The sequence below is a fragment of the Mycolicibacterium llatzerense genome (assembly GCF_000878195.1).
Taxonomy (GTDB): Bacteria; Actinomycetota; Actinomycetes; order Mycobacteriales; family Mycobacteriaceae; genus Mycobacterium; species Mycobacterium llatzerense.
The window spans coordinates 61,986-79,439 of sequence record NZ_JXST01000007.1 but is presented as its reverse complement, the minus strand read 5'-3'; the positions used below and the strand labels follow the sequence as shown (position 1 = coordinate 79,439).

The 17,454-nt window shown below is 63.6% G+C and carries 18 protein-coding genes; 6 read left to right on the top strand and 12 right to left on the bottom strand.

The window, feature by feature from the left end; translation table 11 throughout:
* Positions 1-183: 183 nt before the first annotated feature.
* Both TL10_RS06870 and TL10_RS06865 read right to left on the bottom strand, forming a co-directional pair.
* The gene (locus TL10_RS06870) at positions 184-981 is read right to left on the bottom strand and encodes a hypothetical protein (protein WP_043985058.1); all 798 of its coding nucleotides are present in this window, start codon (positions 979-981) and stop codon (positions 184-186) included.
* A gap of 484 nt (positions 982-1,465) precedes the next feature.
* Positions 1,466-2,152, bottom strand: coding sequence for a TetR/AcrR family transcriptional regulator (locus tag TL10_RS06865; protein WP_043985057.1), 687 nt, complete (start codon positions 2,150-2,152; stop codon positions 1,466-1,468).
* Positions 2,153-2,308: 156 nt separating this feature from the next.
* Between TL10_RS06865 and TL10_RS06860 the strand changes: the two genes are divergently transcribed.
* From TL10_RS06860 to TL10_RS06850, 3 genes are all read left to right on the top strand, one after another.
* Positions 2,309-2,767: a PaaI family thioesterase gene (locus TL10_RS06860; protein ID WP_208411447.1), complete on the top strand. Its 459-nt coding sequence runs from the start codon at positions 2,309-2,311 to the stop codon at positions 2,765-2,767.
* Entirely contained in the window at positions 2,764-3,435 is a 672-nt protein-coding gene (locus TL10_RS06855) for a TetR/AcrR family transcriptional regulator (RefSeq protein ID WP_043985056.1), read from the top strand. Before TL10_RS06860 ends, TL10_RS06855 begins: the two co-directional genes overlap by 4 nt.
* Positions 3,436-3,510: 75 nt before the next feature.
* A complete protein-coding gene (locus tag TL10_RS06850) occupies positions 3,511-3,975 on the top strand; it encodes a DUF6188 family protein (RefSeq protein WP_043985055.1) in 465 nt (154 codons plus the stop codon).
* Positions 3,976-4,022: 47 nt separating this feature from the next.
* On the opposite strand, the gene TL10_RS06845 is transcribed toward TL10_RS06850, so the two are convergent.
* The gene (locus TL10_RS06845; protein ID WP_043985054.1) at positions 4,023-5,072 is read right to left on the bottom strand and encodes an LLM class flavin-dependent oxidoreductase; all 1,050 of its coding nucleotides are present in this window, start codon (positions 5,070-5,072) and stop codon (positions 4,023-4,025) included.
* Positions 5,073-5,253: 181 nt separating this feature from the next.
* Positions 5,254-5,637 (bottom strand): PaaI family thioesterase, encoded by a 384-nt coding sequence (locus TL10_RS06840; protein WP_078281697.1) that lies wholly within the window; start codon positions 5,635-5,637, stop codon positions 5,254-5,256.
* Between TL10_RS06840 and TL10_RS31420 the strand changes: the two genes are divergently transcribed.
* On the top strand, positions 5,605-5,838 hold the full coding sequence (locus tag TL10_RS31420; protein WP_162291742.1) for a hypothetical protein: 234 nt from the start codon (positions 5,605-5,607) through the stop codon (positions 5,836-5,838). The two genes, TL10_RS06840 and TL10_RS31420, sit on opposite strands and share 33 nt — an antisense overlap.
* Positions 5,839-6,062: 224 nt before the next feature.
* On the opposite strand, the gene TL10_RS06830 is transcribed toward TL10_RS31420, so the two are convergent.
* The 8 genes from TL10_RS06830 to TL10_RS06795 all read right to left on the bottom strand — a co-directional run bounded on the left by TL10_RS06830 (position 6,063) and on the right by TL10_RS06795 (position 14,462).
* A complete protein-coding gene (locus TL10_RS06830; RefSeq protein WP_043985051.1) occupies positions 6,063-6,731 on the bottom strand; it encodes a transglutaminase-like domain-containing protein in 669 nt (222 codons plus the stop codon).
* Positions 6,728-7,828 (bottom strand): BtrH N-terminal domain-containing protein, encoded by a 1,101-nt coding sequence (locus TL10_RS06825; protein WP_043985049.1) that lies wholly within the window; start codon positions 7,826-7,828, stop codon positions 6,728-6,730. Before TL10_RS06825 ends, TL10_RS06830 begins: the two co-directional genes overlap by 4 nt.
* Positions 7,829-8,099: 271 nt before the next feature.
* Positions 8,100-9,206, bottom strand: coding sequence for an NDMA-dependent alcohol dehydrogenase (locus TL10_RS06820; protein WP_043985048.1), 1,107 nt, complete (start codon positions 9,204-9,206; stop codon positions 8,100-8,102).
* A gap of 46 nt (positions 9,207-9,252) precedes the next feature.
* The gene (locus tag TL10_RS06815) at positions 9,253-10,881 is read right to left on the bottom strand and encodes a fatty acid--CoA ligase (RefSeq protein ID WP_043985047.1); all 1,629 of its coding nucleotides are present in this window, start codon (positions 10,879-10,881) and stop codon (positions 9,253-9,255) included.
* A gap of 36 nt (positions 10,882-10,917) precedes the next feature.
* Positions 10,918-11,328: an SCP2 sterol-binding domain-containing protein gene (locus tag TL10_RS06810; protein WP_043985046.1), complete on the bottom strand. Its 411-nt coding sequence runs from the start codon at positions 11,326-11,328 to the stop codon at positions 10,918-10,920.
* 199 nt (positions 11,329-11,527) lie between these two features.
* Positions 11,528-12,730, bottom strand: a complete 1,203-nt coding sequence (locus TL10_RS06805; RefSeq protein ID WP_043985045.1) for an NAD(P)/FAD-dependent oxidoreductase — start codon at positions 12,728-12,730, stop codon at positions 11,528-11,530.
* Positions 12,727-14,115 carry a cytochrome P450 gene (locus TL10_RS06800; RefSeq protein WP_043985044.1) on the bottom strand — a complete coding sequence of 463 codons (1,389 nt, stop codon included), beginning with the start codon at positions 14,113-14,115 and terminating at the stop codon, positions 12,727-12,729. The genes TL10_RS06805 and TL10_RS06800 overlap by 4 nt, the downstream gene beginning before the upstream one ends.
* Before the next feature lie 26 nt (positions 14,116-14,141).
* On the bottom strand, positions 14,142-14,462 hold the full coding sequence (locus TL10_RS06795) for a 2Fe-2S iron-sulfur cluster-binding protein (RefSeq protein WP_043985043.1): 321 nt from the start codon (positions 14,460-14,462) through the stop codon (positions 14,142-14,144).
* A gap of 122 nt (positions 14,463-14,584) precedes the next feature.
* Here TL10_RS06795 and TL10_RS06790 point away from each other — a divergent pair, with 122 nt between their 5' ends.
* Positions 14,585-15,598, top strand: coding sequence for a helix-turn-helix domain-containing protein (locus TL10_RS06790; protein ID WP_165605269.1), 1,014 nt, complete (start codon positions 14,585-14,587; stop codon positions 15,596-15,598).
* Between the two features lie 221 nt (positions 15,599-15,819).
* Positions 15,820-17,328 (top strand): carboxylesterase/lipase family protein, encoded by a 1,509-nt coding sequence (locus TL10_RS06785; RefSeq protein ID WP_043985041.1) that lies wholly within the window; start codon positions 15,820-15,822, stop codon positions 17,326-17,328.
* Positions 17,329-17,454: the final 126 nt, after the last annotated feature.

The window sequence follows — 17,454 nt, the reverse complement described above, 5'->3', positions numbered from 1 at the left end:
GCGACTGCGCTCACTGGCGACGGATCCGCCCTAGGGCGCTCGGCAACGCCGATGCCGATGTTGCGCAGGACGCACATCGATTGCCTGGCGGGTTATCTGCCACGTGACCCAGGTTACGCAGCGCGCATCACGCGGGCACAACGGGCGTTGACGACCAGATGATCGATACGGTTGCTGAGCCGTTCAGGCGCGATACGGATAAACAGCTTTGGCGAGATCACGCGCCGCCGTCAGAGTCGCTCGGTCGAGGTCCTTGTGCCGTGCCCGTTCCGTGAGCCTCGCTAGCAGCGTGCACAGCGCCCGCTCGTCCCGGGAGGCAATGTCTGCGGCGTCGAGCGCGCTGACAGGGACAGGAGCCGGTGAATCTTCAGGCGTCAGGGCGAGGTCGGTCGCGGAACCGGCCCTCGGCACCTCGACGACGCGGATCGGCGTTCCGTGGCGCTCGGCAGCCATGCGTGCAGCAGATGAGTCGCGCCGACACGTGTCCGAGCAGTAGAGCCGGCGGCGTCCGCGACGTGGCCTGTCTTCAGGATCCATCATCAACACATCGCATCGCACGCACCGCGGCCACTCCGTGTCCACACGAGCGTCGCGCCATGCATCAGCGCGCGCAGCCGGTTGCTTCTTAACGGTTTTCGCCGCCTTGCTGCGCAGCAGCGCGCGTATCTCTCTGACATCAACACCGACCAGCTCGGCGATAGCCGCCAACGTCGCGCCACGTTCCCGCATGTCCTTGATCGATGCACAGGCTTCCGCGTAATAGCGGCTGCGCCTGCGCTGCGCCTCCGCCTCCGCTTGCTGGCGAGACTGCGCGACGCGACGGGCCTGCCATTCGTCCACATCCTGCAGGCGTCCGATCAACGCCCGAACGGCGGTCGCGTCATCGGCGTTGGCACGGTCCTGCTGCGCTCGCACTTCGTTCGCTCGGCGTTGCGCCTCGACGGCGCGACGACGCGCCTCCAGTTTCGACACAGCAGTCATGTCGACAACCTACGAAGCAACACGAGGTTTGGTCCACGACCACAGCCACATTCGTCTCAGTTCCGCGCGTCGCTCAGCGTCACTTCCGATGGCGCGCCCCGGCCGCTGTCGTCACTGCCGAGTAACCCGCCCCGCTTGCCACCAAGCCATCCCTGCCAGCCAGTTCCTCCAATTCCGACACACCTCTTGCACTCTGGGGCCAGCACGATCACTTTTCGTCGGACGATAAACACGCATCCATCCGCAATGCCATTGACGAAAGTGCTACGGGGTCTCAACGCGAGCAACCGCACTGCGAACGCTGAGGCGGTTCACGTCGCCTGGCCCGACATAGTCGTCGTGGGCATGCCTGCGATCTGCGTGCACGGCCCCTAGCGAGTGGCGGCGAACATTTCGCCGGTGCCATCGCCGACGTGACTGGAGTGCAGAGGAAAGTTCGAAGACCAGCCAGACTGGGCGCAGTGAAACTCGTTGTGCTAGAGGGCTATGCGAGCGGTCGCCCTGCATGCAGACTGGCGGCCTTCACGCGCTTGGTCTCGCCATCGTCGCTCTTGCAGTGGGCGGCGAGAAAGTCGTCGACGAGGTTGGCGCAGTCGTCGTGAGTGATGGTGCGGATCCCGGTCATTCGGGCGAAGGCGAGTGGGCCGACCAGTTGGCACAGCGCCAGTTCTCGGTCGAAGTTCTCCAACTCGGCTTGTGCCTTCGGGCTAGAGAGTATGGCGTCGAACGGTTGCCGGTACTGGTCGACGACTCGGGCCCGCAACGCGCCGGATGTGTGTCGATCATCGGCTTCGTTCGTCGGGCCGGTGGGACCAAGGGACAGCCATGCCAGGGTCGTGACATGCAGTGGCGCGTCGTTGAAAAGAGCGGCTTGGCGGCTTAGCAATTCGATCAGCTGGTTACGCAGAGGGCCGCTGGTCGGTGTTGGAGTTGCCACCTGTGGAAGCAGTCGCTCGAACGTGGCTGCGAGCAGATGGGACGAACTTTGGAAATGGCGGTAAAGCGTGGTTCTGGCCACTTTGGACGCTTTGGTGACGGCATCGATCGTGACGGCTTCCACGCCGCCAGTGCTCAGAAGGGTCGCGGCTGCATCCAGCAGTCGATTTCGGGACCGGATTCGCCGCGGGTCCACGTCATCGTCAGGGACCGGCGCTGGCTGACTGTCGCTCACTCAATTCACCTCGGCGGTCGATTTCACGCGATGCTGTCCTGTCAGTCTAGCATTGTGGTACTAACGGTATCGAAGCGAAACCGATAGTATTGGAGCGTGATTGTGCCGGAAAGCGCGTCGCTGCCGAAGCGGTTACCTTCGCACACGACAACGTGCATGGGTTGCGGCCCGGACAATCCCCACGGACTGCAGTTGGTGGTGCACCGCAGCGGCGACGCGGTGTACTCCGACGTGATTTTCGACGAGCGCCACATTGGGGCTCCTGGGCTGGCCCATGGCGGAGCAGTTGCGGCGGCGTGCGATGACGTCTTGGGATTCACATTGTGGATCGCCGGCACACCAGCGGTGACTCGCAGCCTGACAGTGGAGTATCTGCGGCCGGTACCTCTGCATCAACCCCACAGGATCACCGCCCACATCCGGTCCCGCGAAGGACGGGCTCTGCACGTCATGGCGACGGGCACTGATTCCGATGGGGCCAACCGCTTCACCGCCACTGCGGTATTTGTCGCGGTCAGCACGGATCACTTCGCTGCGCACGGCGACGTCAGTGCTTTTGGCGGCCTTCTCGAACAGTTCTCACGCCACGGCGGCCTCGACGACGGGCGATCATGACGCTCCCCCTTTCTCGCAGCCATGGCAAAACCCGACCGCTGGAGGCAAATTCAGCCGGCGGCCGGACGCGGACCGCTGTAGCGCCCGCCTCGCATTCATCCACCCAGCGCCGGGAAGCGATTCTGGACGCGGCCCTGCTCGTGGCCACGTCAGGTGGCTATGAGGCGGTTCAGATGCGGTCGGTCGCCGAGCGGGCCGGTATCGCCGTCGGCACGCTCTACCGCCACTTCCCGGCGAAAACCAACTTGTTGGTGGCGGCGCTGACGCGCGAGTTTCGCCGACTCAACTCGGCTGACGACTGGGCTAGCGGTGACGGCACGCCACTGGAACGGCTCGAACGTCTCACCACACACCTACATGACCGCTGGCAGCGCGACCCCTGGCTGACATCAGCCATGACACGAGCCTTCGCCGTTGCAGACACCCGGGCAGCCGCAGAACTAGACAGCGCCGCCGCCGAGATTCAGAACCTGCTGGCCCGCACGCTCAGGGGCGGCGAACCGACTCCCGCCGATTTACACATCGCCGCGATCATCTCCGACGTGTGGCTGGCCAACCTCGTGGCCTTCAGTGGCCACCGAGCGTCGGCCGCCGCTACCCGCGAACGCATCGACCTGGCCACTCGGCGCGTGGTGACCAGCCGCGCACGACCCGCGGAAACCGCATAACGATACTAGTAGTATCGCAGCGCTACCTAAAGTACCCTTAGGGCGAGGCTCGATGACGCGGCGAAGGAGAGTGCCATGTATACCCAATGGATCGAAAATTGTGTCGTGCAACGCGTCTCCGTGCGCGACGGCCTGGTCCTGGACCTGGACGACTACAACGAGATTGTCATCTCGTGTCCCTTGCTGCTGACACTGCCTGCGTTCGACCGGTATCCCGTAGAAGCGGTGCGCATCGATCCACTCAAGATCGCGACAGACGAACGCCCGTTGTTGAACCTCGCCGGCGCGGTGTGCACTCAAGCCTGGTCCGGCGACGATGGAGGGCTACACCTGAGGTTCTCGCGTGGACACAGCATCGACGTCGACCCCGATTCCGAGGAAACGGCATGGGAGTTGTACGGCAAGCGCCACGGCTACATGGCATGCCTACCCCGGGGGCGGGTACGCGTGGTTCGCCACGACCTCCCCGACAGCGACGACGCCAACATCGTCAACAACGCCGCACAACTGTCGGCGGGGTCGGCGCGACAGACGCACTAAATGCGACCGCGGACGGGGACGGGTCAACTTCGGCGGCAATGCGTGGATCAGATTGAACGTGGACCGGACTGCCCTGGCGACATCGAGGCGGGCGAGCATTCCCGAATGATGCTGTCGAGGTTTTGCTGCACGCGCTCGGGAGCGATGCCAACCGATGGTGAATACAGCATGATGTGGTCCAGGACGCCGTCGTAGCGGCTCAGTTGTTCACGGACCTCGTCTGCCGTCCCGGCGACACCCATGGTGTCGATCATCTCCTCCGACACCGCGGCGAACATCGCCGGGAAATCGCGCTGGGCGAATGCTTCCCGGATGGTTCGGCCTTCGCTGGCGAAGCCGTTTACATCGAGTACCGTCTCGTACGATTTGACCGAGGAGTAGAACGCAATCTGCTGCGCCAGTTCGCGCCTCGCAACCTCGGCGTCGTCGTGAATGGCGCACATCACCATGGAAATGATTTCCACGTCATTGGGGTCGCGGCCCGTGTGCGCGGCACCCCGGGCGATAGCGGGCCGGACGATCTCCTCTACGTAGGTGGTCGTGAACAGGGGATGTCCGGCCAGGCCGTCGGCCACCCGCCCGGCCGCCTCGCACATCCGGGGCCGGACACCGGCGGTGACGATCGGGATCGGCCGGCTGGAGGGTCCCACGTCGCCGGTCGGCGTGAGATTCATTCTGTAAAAACGACCCTCGTGATGGATCGGGCCTTCATGCAGGTTCCATATCCGGCGCAGCAGCATCACGAGTTCTTCCATCCGCAGCGCGGGCGCGGAGGTGTCGGGCACGCCGTGCCAGTCGCTCATCATCCGCTTGGTGCCGTTGCCGATGCCCAGCACCAGCCGTCCGTTGGAGAGTTCGTCGAGATCACGCGCCTCGGTGGCCAGCACCAGGGGGCTTCGGCCGACGCCGTAGAGAATGGAGGAACCGATCCGGCAGTTCTGTGTGCAGTTGGCCATCGCGGCCATGGAGATCGAACCCGACCGGGAGTAGAACTCCGAGGCCCATACGGCGTCGAACCCGGCCGCATCGGCGGCGTGTGCGGTCTGGGCCAGTGACTTCAAATCCGCGCCGAGAACCGACAGGCCGTAGGTGCTCATGACCGGTCTCCTGTGCGCGGGCGCGGGCCGTCGAATACGACGGCGCTGACCCGTGGCCGCCGTCTGGTGGAGGTGATCCTCGGCGACCAGGTACATGAGTGCGTTGATGATGTTTGCGTCGAGCGGGGTAAGAGACGTGGAACGCGCGCGGCCAGCCGTGCGCCACCTCCAAGGCTGGTGCTCAGCATCTTCCCTCCCTGGGTGACCGCACAATGCAGGGTGTCGAAGTCGCCTTCTGTATGGAACTAGTGAAGTGCGCCATCGTGACGACGACGAATAACCCTGAGGCGGACGCGACTAGCTGACCGGTAGTCTCCTCGCGCAATTCTGTCCGGACTTCGAGTTTCCGGCCGGTCTTGGACACCAGCTCCGCGCTGACCTCGTAGGGGACCCCCAGCAACACCGGCGCGTAGAACTCGGTATCGAACCTGCGGGTGACGGCCATCTCACCGACGACGTACAGCAACATGCCCACCATGTCGTCGAGTACGGTCATGACTGCGCCGCCATGTGCGATACCGGGTGCGCCGCGATGTCTGCCGTCGAAGATATGCCTGGCACCCACCCCGTCGCCATGCCGACGCGCTCGCAGGCGATGACCGTGCGGATTGTCTGTGCCGCAACCAAGGCACCACGGGTGGTGCGCATCAAGGTAGTCGCCGTCGGCGGCGACAGCACGATCCTGAAAGCTATGCCACCATGCGATGGCCGAATCTTCTTCCGCTTGCTCTTCGATGACGAAACCCTCCTAAATAGACCCTCGTAGCGCGTGGTTCACCACACGACTGAAGAATTGCGCCGGCGTCGACTGGGCTGATCGCCGGTAGATATGTATGTAGGACTCGTTAGCCCGCCGAGATCATCGCTGCGACACACCTTCCGATTAGGACACTGTCGGCTATCTGGTCCTGCCCGTAATCCCTTGGACTGCAGTGTATTCATAGCCGGCCAGATCGCGTCACAATGAACTGGCACACAGTCCGCAGCGCCTCACAACTCCTGGGAGAAGGCGTCACGCTGGGCTCCAGCACCAGCCATGAGCGGGCCGTACCGGTGATGCAACTCTGTAACGATGTCGGTGAAGGGGAGATCGTGGTACCAACCGCGGTCGTTGAGGTACTCCATGTGTTGGCTTCCCCCACCGTCGTAGGCATGGAGGAGCGCATCGGTGTGGCCGTCGAAGTCGATCGGAGGTACACCGAATCGCGCGCAGAGCTCGGCATTGAACGCCGGAGTAGCCTTCACCCAGCGGTTGTTGAGTTGTAATTCGCTATATCCGTGGTAGACGAACACGTCGGTACCTCCCATCCGGGCACGCAATGTGGTGGTCTGCAGATGGTTGCGCACGTCCGCGAATCCGAGCCGGGCCGGAATGCCCGCCGCACGAGCTGCCGCGGTCAGCAGCACCGCCTTCGGTATGCAATACGCCCTCGACGCTGTCGCTACATAGCTCGCCCGATAATGCTCGGGATCGTCGTCGGTGCTATAGGGATCGTACCAAATCCTGTCCCGCACAGCGGTGAAGATCAACCTCGCCTTCTGCACAGGGTCACGAACGTCACCGACCGCGTCCTCGGTGAAGCGCTGTACATCGTCGTGCTGCCAATCGAGGAACCCAGTTGTCTCCAGGAAACTCGATTCGTTTGAAGTGTCGCTCACAGATAGCCTTTCAGATAAGCCTCGAGGCCGGTATCGACAGTGCCAACGGATCGACTGGCCGTTTCGAGGGCTTCGACGAGGCGTGTTTCGGAGTCCGGGATCGTCGCGGCGATTTTGGCCGCAGCGAGACTACGACTCCGTAGCGATGTGCCGGCATCGGTGGCTGCGGCCGCAAGCTCAGACCACGCTTGGGAAGCGTGTCGGGCCGCGGCCGCCGCTTCGGCTGCGGCGGCGTCCCCGAGGAGATCGGCGATATTCTGGCAACCTTGTGCTTGCAGCATACGAAAGAGCCCGCCACCGGTTCCGGCTTTCTCGATGAACGCCCCGAGCCCGAACAATGCCGCGGTCAGGGCGTCGTCATCAAACACCGTTGGCCAATGCCGTACGTCATCGGCGAACTCCTGCACACCCTTCAAACCGGAAGCCTCGACTTCAGCTGCCTCGATGCGCAGTAGCGGCGCACCTACGGCACCGCCGCGCATGAAAGCTGCGCTCGCGGCTAATGCAGTGGCGGCAATCGGCCCAAGGTCGGGCACTCGCTCCGGCCAGTCGACGTGATATGTGGTGTGCCGGGTCGGTGTAGGGAACCCTACCGAGGACCGCGCCCGGCGCAGGTCATCATAAGCCACCGTTTGGGTGGTCTCGCGGTCATTATCGACCACATAGGCAACCCCTTGTTCGTCATCATATCCGGTGATGACGATGTCGTGACGGCTCATGTGCAATCGGACGCGCAGGTAAGGAAGTTCGCCGATGTCAGCCCAGACCATGACGGGTCGGCCCTTGTCGACTTCGTCGGTAACAAATGACCATCCCACGTCTGCGTCATCGGTCGATCGCACGACGCAGTTTGCACCAACTCGGGAGAGGTAGTCTTTTTCCAGGTCGCTTCCTCGTCCTACCAGGTAGATCTGGGGAAACAATTGCGTAGAGCGGACGTACGAGAAGTCCAAGGCTCCGCCGAGGGTGAAGACCAATCCTTCACTGAGTGTTTCTGTCCCCCATCCTAGTTGTGCCCATTCAGTAAGGTCACGCAGCGCACCGGAACCACAGTGCCCTCCTCTCCTATGGAGATAGGGAATTTCAATCCTCGCCATCGCCGCTTCCTCTCTTATCCAATAGCACTGTTAACACTCATCGAAAGCTACATACCATCAAGGCGTCCCGGCTGGCGGTAGGTGCCAGAACTGTTCGACCGCAGCCAATCTCACCCGCGCAGCTCGAGCGCCTATGACTATGGGAAACATTGCTTTCGATCGCTATCCCGCATCGAAGCGTCAACGGTGAGAGCCCCTGACCCGCAGCATCGCCATCGTTGTACTGAGCTCGCTTGGTGCCGTTTTGCGCTTCCCTGCTTTGGGTGCTCTGTCAGAATCGGATGAGTCCTCGGATGTTGCGGCCTGACCGCATGTCGTCGTAGCCCTCGTTGATCTGATCGAGGGTGTACTCACGGGTGATCAGCTCGTCGAGTTTGAGGTGTCCGGAGTTGTAGAGTTCGACGAGCCGCGGGATGTCGTGGGCGGCGTTGGACGAGCCGTAGAGGGCGCCGCGGATCTGCTTTTCATACAGCGTTAATTCCAGCAGTGAACCCGACATCGATGTGTCTTCGGGGTGCCCGATCGCGGTAACGACCACACGACCGCGTTTACCGACCAAGGACAGCGCCTCACCGATGTAGGACCCTTCGGCGACATCGGTGGTCAACACGCAGACATCGGCGAGTTTGCCGCGGGTGATGTCACTGATCAGTGACCAGGCCTCGTCGACCGTGCCAACGGCATGCGTCGCACCGAAACCACCGGCTTGTTCACGCTTGAACGCCACCGGATCGACAGCCACGATGTTCAACGCGCCCGCGATGCGGGCACCCTGAATCGCATTCATACCGATGCCACCGGCTCCGATCACCACCACGGTGTCCCCGGCACGCACCTCACCGGTGCGCACCGCCGACCCGTACCCGGTCGTCACACCACACCCGATCAACGCCGCCTTGTCCAGCGGTGTCCCCTGGTCGATTTTGACCAGAGACGCCTTGGGGACCACGGTGTATTCCGAGAACGTGCCCAGCAGGCACATCTGGCCGACGTCCTCACCGCGGGCATGGAAACGGTACGTCCCGTCGATCTGGGGTCCCATCATGAGCGCCGCACCCAAGTCGCACATGTTGCCCATCCCCCGCGCGCAATAGGAACAGTGCCCACACGACGGCAGGAACGTCAGGATCACCGAATCGCCCTCGGCGACGTTCTCGACACCCGCACCCACTTCGACCACGGTGCCGGCACCCTCGTGGCCACCGACGACGGGCAGCGGAATGGGCAGGTCACCGGTCACGAGGTGCTCATCTGAATGGCACAACCCGGTCGCGGTCAACCGGACCAGCACCTCATCGGGGCCGGGCGGATCCAACTCGACCTCCTCGACCTCCCACTTCTCTCCCAGGCCCCAGAGCACTGCAGCGCGTGTCTTCATATGTGTCTCCTTAACATCGATGTTTCGGTCGCAGTGGATTGATGATTCACGCCAGTGTCTCGACGGTGAGATCACCGTCGGCGTACTGGCGGCGCAGCTTCTTCTTGTCGAACTTGCCGGTCGAGGTCAGCGGAATGTCGGTGACGAACGCCCACCGTTCCGGTAGCCACCACTTGGCCACCCGCGGACGGAGGAACTCGGTCAATTCCGCGGCGGTGGCGGTGCGGTCGGCAGCCAGGACGACCACCGCCAGCGGTCGTTCCTGCCACTTGTCATCGGGAACCCCGATCACGGTGGCGGTGCGCACCGCAGGGTGAGCGGCCAAATCGTTCTCCAGCTCCACCGAGGAGATCCATTCGCCCCCGGACTTGATGACGTCCTTGGAACGGTCGGTCAGCGTGATGAACGCATCCGGGCTGATCGTCCCGACGTCTCCGGTGCGCAACCACCCGTCCGGCGACACCGCCGAAGTGTCATGCTCGTAATACGACCCGGTGATCCACGGGCCGCGGATCTGAATCTCCCCCACCGACTTTCCGTCCCAGGGCTGCTCGGCGCCGGCGTCGTCGACGATGCGGGCTTGCACACCGGCCACCACTCGGCCCTGGGTTCCGCGCAGGTAAAGGGACCTCTCCGGGGTGTCGCTGTTCCGCGGCAATGCGACCGCGGCCAGCGGGGACGTCTCGGTCATCCCCCAGGCCTGCACAATGCGGACGCCCAGCTCGTCATAGGCGGTCATCAACGACCGCGGAACCGCCGAACCACCGCAGGCCACCATCTTCAGCGAACTCACGTCGTGGCCGGGATTGTCGCGAAGATAGTGCAGAACGTCGGTCCAGATCGTCGGCACAGCGCCCGCCATCGTCGGGCGCGCGGCCTCGATCATCTCCACCAAGGGCGCCGCCTGCAGGAAACGGTCGGGCAGCAGAAGCTGCGCGCCCGCCATCATCGCCGCGTACGGGAGCCCCCACGCGTTGGCGTGGAACATCGGAACGATCGCCAACACCGTGTCGTCAGGACCGATGCCCAAGGCATTCGTGGTGCACGCCGCCTGAGAGTGCAACCACGTCGAACGATGACTGTAGACAACGCCCTTCGGGTGCCCGGTGGTACCGCTGGTGTAGCACATCGCGGCGGCCGACTGCTCGTCGACGTCGGGCCAGTCGAACGTGCTCGGCTGGTCGGCCACCACGTCGTCGTACCGAAGGACGTCCTTGCCGCACCCCTGGACCGCGGCGAGGTCACCCGTGCCGGTCACCAGCACCGTGCGGACCGAGGTCATCGACGGCAACGCCGTCGCCAACAGGCCCAGCACCGTACCGTCGACGATGATCACCCGATCATCGGCGTGATTGGCGATCCACGTCAGCTGGTCCGGCGGCAGCCGCAGGTTCAACGTGTGCAGCACCGCGCCCATCGACGGCACCGCCGCGTAGGCATCCAGATGCTCCTGGTTGCTCCACTGCAGCGTCGCGACACGCTCGTCTCCACGAATGCCGATCTCGCGCAACGCATTCGCCAGCCGTGCCGCGCGCTCCCCCACCTCGCGGTAGGACACCCGAGAGATCTGTCCGGGCCCTCGCGCCGTCAGCACATCGCGATCGCCGTGGATCGTCGAGGCGTGGCGCACGATCCCGGCCACCGTCAACGGAACATCCTGCATGGTGCTCTTCATCGCACGCCCGTCCTGCAGCCCGCGGTGAAGCGTCGTTCACGCATCGATGAGGTCCTGCCGATTCTCGTTCTGCAACAGCAACCGGTACTCCGGGAACAGGTTCTTGGCCTGCGGGATCATTTTGATCAGCTTCGCCGCCGGGCCCTTTGCGCGCACCGTTCCCCTGGCCATCGCCATCGTCAGGTTCACCTTGCCCAACCAGAACTTGTTCCCGGTGTCTGCCGACATGAACAGCTCGACATTGGGCACCGCGGTGCTGTCCGCACCCGTCTCCACCACCTTGTTCGCCATGTCCACTGTCACCACTGCGTCCGGATCGGTGTAGTGCACCCGCAACACCACACCCGAACTCACGAGCTTATCGGCCAGCCCTTCCTTCTCCAGGCCCCGCCGAAAGATTCCAGCCAGAAAGGTATAGACCTCGTCCTCATCCTTGAAAACCGCCATCGTCAACCTCCACCAATCTCGTTGTCAGCATTAAAATATCGCGAGCATCGACTCCATCACGATGCCCTCACTGGATAGTAAACCGTCACACCGCTTCGCAAACCCCACTCGGTCCTCATGCCGGACGCCGCCCAGAACGCGGGCGTACGACCGGGGTCCGCACGAGGCGGGGCGGCCGCGCAGCGGCGGGGTCTTCGCCTCAGGCCGAGCCGGCGAGCACCAGTTCGGCCCGGTCGACGGGGACCTGCTGCGTGATGACCCGCTTGCTGAACATGAAGTCGCGGGGGCGGTTGACGCAGTCGGCGGCGATGAGCTCGCCGGCGCGCAGGTAGAAGCAGGTGAAGTCGCGGTCCCGGGTCGGGTCGCCGCTGAGGACGACCTCGTCGTAGCCGGTGTTAAGACCGGCGATCTGGAGCTTGAGGTCGTATTGATCTGACCAGAACCAGGGCAGCGCCGCTATCGTCTTGGACTTCCCGCAGATGGTCGCCGCGGCGACTTTGGCCTGCTCGGCCGCGCTGGGCACGGACTCCAGGCGTATGCGGCGCCCGTAACGGGCCATGTCGTGGCTGACGCAGTCCCCGGCGGCCACGATCGCGGGGTCGCTGGTCCGGGCCTGGTCGTCGATCACGACGCCGTTGTCGACGACCAAGCCCGCGGCGGCGGCGAGCTCAGTGTTCGGCTCGACGCCGATGCCGACGATGACGAGGTCGGCGGGAATCGATTCACCACCGGCCAGGACTACTTCGCGGACCCTGCCGTCGCCGGACAGAGCCTCGACCAGCGCACCCGTCCGGATGTTGACGCCCTCCTCCCGGTGGATCCGGTCGAAGAACGCCGATACCTCCGGGGCGGTGACCCGTTCGAGGACACGCTCGGTCGCCTCGAGCACGGTGACCTCCAGGCCCAACGCACGCAACGAGGCGGCCGTCTCCAGTCCGATGTAGCCGCCGCCGACGATCACGGCTCGACGCCCCGGTCTGGTGGCGTCTCGGATCTTCTCGACGTCCGCCGCGGTGCGTAGGTAGAAGACTCCGGCCAGGTCGGCTCCCGGGGTGGGGAGCCGACGAGGGCGGGCGCCCGTGCACAGCGCGAGCCTGTCGTAGGGCAGCGACTCGCCGGTGCTCAGCGAGAGGTGGCCCGCCGCACGGTCGACCGCCTCCACCGTCGCATCCAGGAGTTGGATTCGCTGCTTGGTGTAGAACTCGGCGCTGCGGATCGCGAGCTCCTCGAGGGTGCACTTGCCGGCCAGGTATGCCTTCGACAGCGGAGGGCGTTGGTAGGGCAGCGCCGACTCGTCGCCGACGAGGACGATCTCACCGGTCCACCCTTCCTGGCGCAGACTGGCCGAGAGTTGGGCCCCGGCATGGCTGGCCCCGACGATGAGCGCCCGCTCCAATGTCATGCGTCGGATTTCGGGGTGAGGCGGACCATCAGCTTGCTGATACCCCTCACGAAGTTGGACTGCACGTACTCGGGTTCGCCGACGACCTCGATGTTCTCGAAGCGAGGAAGCAGCTCCTCCCAGAGAATCCGCAGCTGCAGCTCGGCCAGCCGGTTGCCCATGCAACGGTGGACACCGAAGCCGAAGGAGATGTGGTTGCGGGCGTTGGCCCGGTCGATGATGAAGTCGTCGGGCTGATCGAATACGCGCTCGTCGCGGTTGCCCGAGGCGTACCACATCACCACCTTGTCGCCCTTGCGAATGAACTGCCCGTTGAGCATGGTGTCGGCCGTGGCGATCCGGCGCATATAGGCCAGCGGCGTCTGCCACCGAATGATCTCCGAGTTCATGTTGGGGATCAGGTCGGGGTTGGCCTTCAGCTTCTCGAACTGGTCCGGGTACCGGTTCAACGCGAGAACACCGCCGCTCATCGAGTTCCGGGTGGTGTCGTTGCCTCCGACGATCAGCAGCACGAGGTTGCCCAAGAACTCCATCGGTCGTTTGATCAGATCCTTGGTGCTCTCGTTGCTCTGCAACATGGTGATCAGATCGAAGCCGGGTTCCTCCCCGGCAGCGGTCCGGGCCGCCTTGTCGTGCCAGTGCTCGCTGAGACCCCGCGCCATATCGCGCATGCCTGCGAACGTCTCGTCAAGGTCCGAGGGACCGCCATTGGCCTGCTCCATCGAGGTTGCCAGATCTGACCACTCGACGAGCTTGCGACGCTGCTCGTACGGGAAGTCCAGGAGGGTCGCAAGCATCCGAGCGGTCAGCTCGATCGAGACATTCTGCACCCAGTCGAACGGCTGATCCAGGGGCAGATCGTCCAGCACCTCCTGGACGCGCGAGCGGATCAGCCCCTCCATCTCACGCAGGTTCTTGGGCGCGACCACCCCTTGGACGGCGGCCCGCTGCCTGTCGTGGCGTGGCGGATCCATCGCGATGAACATCGCGACATCCAGGAAACGAGGGGGGGACCCGATGACGATGAACGGCTCGGAGGAGAAGACCTCATGGTTCTTCTCGACGGTCACGATGTCGGCATGCCGCGTGACCGACCAGAACGGACCGAACGGACTGTTGGGCTGGTAGTGGACCGGAGCTTCGTTGCGCAGGCGCTCGTAGTACGACTGCCAGAGCCCCTGACGATAGAGGAAAGGGTTGCTGAGGTCGATGTCGGCGAGTTCGACGTCCTCGACCGGCGGGAGGAGGCTCTCGACGAAGATCTTCTTGCCGTTCGTTCCGGTCACCAAACGCCGGGTCTTGTCATACAGGTGTGCACCTTGAATCTGCAGGTCGATCGGGATGGTCGCCTGAACTTTCTCGGTGATTGCTTCAGAAACCTTCATTACGTCTTATTCCTTTTCGCTCGTCATTACATCTGGAACTCGGGCAGTTGGACGATCAAGCCGTCCCACTCCTCGGAGACCGGCATCTGACAGGACAGCCGGGAGGTCGGGTGACGCTCCGGGTTCATCGCGAGCATCTCTTCTTCAGCGGGGCCGGAGAGGCCGACCTTGTCGGTCCATTGCGGATCGACGATCACATGGCAGGTGCCGCACGCGGCTTCGCCTCCGCAGTCGCCGTCGATGCCGGGTACCGCATTGTTGGTCGCGACCTGCATCAGTGACTGGCCTTCATCGAGAGGCACCTGGTGCTTGTCGCCGTCGTGGGAGACAAAAGTGACAACGGCCATTACCGACTCCTCTTAAGTTGCCCTGAATGTGAATACTTGTTAACAGGATTGTCCAATCCGAGCGCTTCCGCTATGTTTGCGCGGATCAGGAACTTGTGGATTGGGCTCAGGGGGCACGATCGGTGAAGTTCAGCAACGCCGGTGTGCCTCCGGTCGCGTTCGTGCAAATGCTGGAGAGCCAGGCACTCGACCCGGACGCCGTCGCGCGGCTTCGCACCATCATGGCGCGCGAGGGAACCGACGAGGCGACGCTGATGCAGCACGATGTCCAGGCGCCACTGCGGTGGTTTCGCGATCTGTACCCCGATCTAGACGTCGACCGGGCAACCCTGCTCGGCTTCTCGTTTGCAGGACAGGCACAGTTGACATCTTTCGGCCCGTTGAGCGTCCCGCTGGTCAGCGCAGGCTCGGTAGCCGAGATCGTCGAGCTGCTCACCTATCTACCGTTGATCACCACGGCGATCAATGCACAATTCCGTCCAAACGACCAAGGTCTCACCGTCGGGCTCTGGGGGCACACAGGCGATCGGGCCCTGGACTGCTTAGCAGTCACATATACCGGCTTGGCGTTGTTACGACTGCTGGACATGCTCGTCAGTGACGCGCTGACCGTCACGCTCCACTTGAGTTGGTCAGCGCCGGTCTCCCTGAACAAACTCGCGGCAGAGATGGTACTAGCCGGGCGCCTGTTCTTTGACGCACCGATGTCCTACCTTCATGTTCCCGTCAACGCGCTCAATGAAGTGTGCCGGTTCTCCGATCCCCTTGCGTATCGACTCGCCGTCGCCGAGCTGAGGCGGACCCTCGACGAGCAGAGCGGAGCCACGTCCTTCTCCAAGAAGGTGAGACGGTTGTTGGACGAGGATCCCGGACAGCGAAGTTGCCAGCGGGTCGCAGACGAACTCTCGGTATCCACCAGCACACTCAAACGCCGGCTCGCCGAAGAGGGCACCACCTTTCGCGAGTTGCGCCAGTCGTGTCTGCGGGAGAGCGCGATGATGCTGTTAATCACCCGATCAATGTCGGCAAGCCAGATCGCGACCGAGCTCGGATACGGCGATCTTGCTAACTTCTCACACGCCTTCAAGCGATGGACCGGCCGCTCTCCGAGCGAGTACCGACGCTCACAACGCTGAGGATGTCCCCGCACGCCCGGAGATAGCCGGTCATGGGTAGCTTCTTCTTCTGAAAAGATGTAACCGGTGCTTAAGAATCAGCCACGACGTCACCGAACGGCCGTGGAGGCCGCTGACCGAAGTCGAGTGAGTCATCAGTAGCAGGCCAAACCGTGCCCGACACGGCGACTGAACGGCAGAGCCGGGCGCTGGTGTGAATAGTCATTCGCTATTGTCGATACATGCCAGCGAAGACAGTCCGCACCGAACTCACCTCGGGCGCCATCGAAGGATTCACGCGGGACGGCGTCAATCGCTGGCGTTCCATTCCCTACGCCAAGCCACCAGTCGGCGCGCTGCGGTTCAAGGCTCCCCAGCCGGTCGAAGCGTGGGACGGCGTCCGACCCTGCCACCGATTCCGCTACTGCGCTCCACAGCCCCGCCGATACACCATCGTCGGTCCGGGCAAGTTCCAGCCCATGAGCGAGGACTGCCTCACCCTCAATGTCGTTGCACCCGACGGCGGCTCGGACCGACCTCTGCCCGTGATGTTCTTCATTCACGGCGGGGCGTACTTCCTGGGCAGTTCCGCGACACCGATCTATGATGGCGCGTCGCTTGCCCGCAGCGGTTGCGTGTACGTATCGACAAACTACCGCCTCGGCGCGCTAGGGGCTGTCGACCTGTCGTCGCTGTCCACCGCAGACATCCATATTGACGACAACCTCTACTTGCGTGACCTCGTGTCGGCGCTCAGGTGGGTACGCGAGAACATCGCGGCATTCGGCGGCGATCCCGATAACGTGACGATCTTCGGAGAGAGCGCGGGCGCGCACGCCGTTACCACTTTGCTGGCCGTGCCAGCGGCTAAAGGGCTTTTCGCACAGGCTATCTCACAAAGTCCGGCCGGCGCGCTATCCCGCTCCCAGGAGCTGGCCGCGGAGTTCGCCGCCAAGTTCGCATCCATTCTCTGCGCCGACGAGCGGGAGCCCGCCCGCCTCCTGTTGGCGGCGCGTCCGGCTCAACTGGTGAATGCATTCGATCGCTTGCTCACCACGAGTGCATCGGACCTTGCTGGCGGTTACCCGGTGGGATGCACATTCGGAACCGACTATCTACCGTCCGAGCCCATTCAAGCGATGCGCGACGGCAAGGCGTACCGTGTGCCGCTGATCGTCGGTACGAACGCCGACGAGGGCCGGTTGTTCACTCGCTTCCTCAAACTCCTCCCGACGAACGAAGCCAAGATCGAAGCGTTACTAGCGGGAGCGGAACCCACCTGTCGCGAGCGAATTACTGCTGCCTATCCCGAATATCCGGCCCCCGATGCCTGTATCCGACTGGGGGCCGACTTCACATTCGGATCGACACTGTGGCAGCTCGCGGATTCCCACAGTCGGCACGCCCCCACATATCTGTACCGCTATGACTTCGCCCCGCGAACTCTGCAATGGGCCGGGCTGGGTGCCACCCATGCGACGGAGCTTCTTGCGGTGTTCGACGCCTACCGCACGCCGCTCGGTCGGCTACTCAGCGCCGGAGCCGATCGCCGCTCGGCCCTACGCGTGAGCGACGACATGCAAGGGCGCTGGGATGCTTTCGCACGCACCGGAGTTCCAGGAGACGGCTGGCCGCGCTACACCAGCGACGCCCGTCCGGTCCTCGTCTTCGATCGCGCTTCGCGAGTGGACAACGACCCCCACGCCGACCGCCGGAAAGCATGGGAAGGTTTTCAAGTCCTCGGACGCTGACGAGCGGTTCCCCGCGGCGACGCATGCGTTCACAGCATTTGGCACCGATTGTTTCTGGGAGCCAAGGGTGAAACGGTGGCAAGGAGCACCTCCGGCGTGCCAATCCCAAAAGGCCGAAGAGGGCCA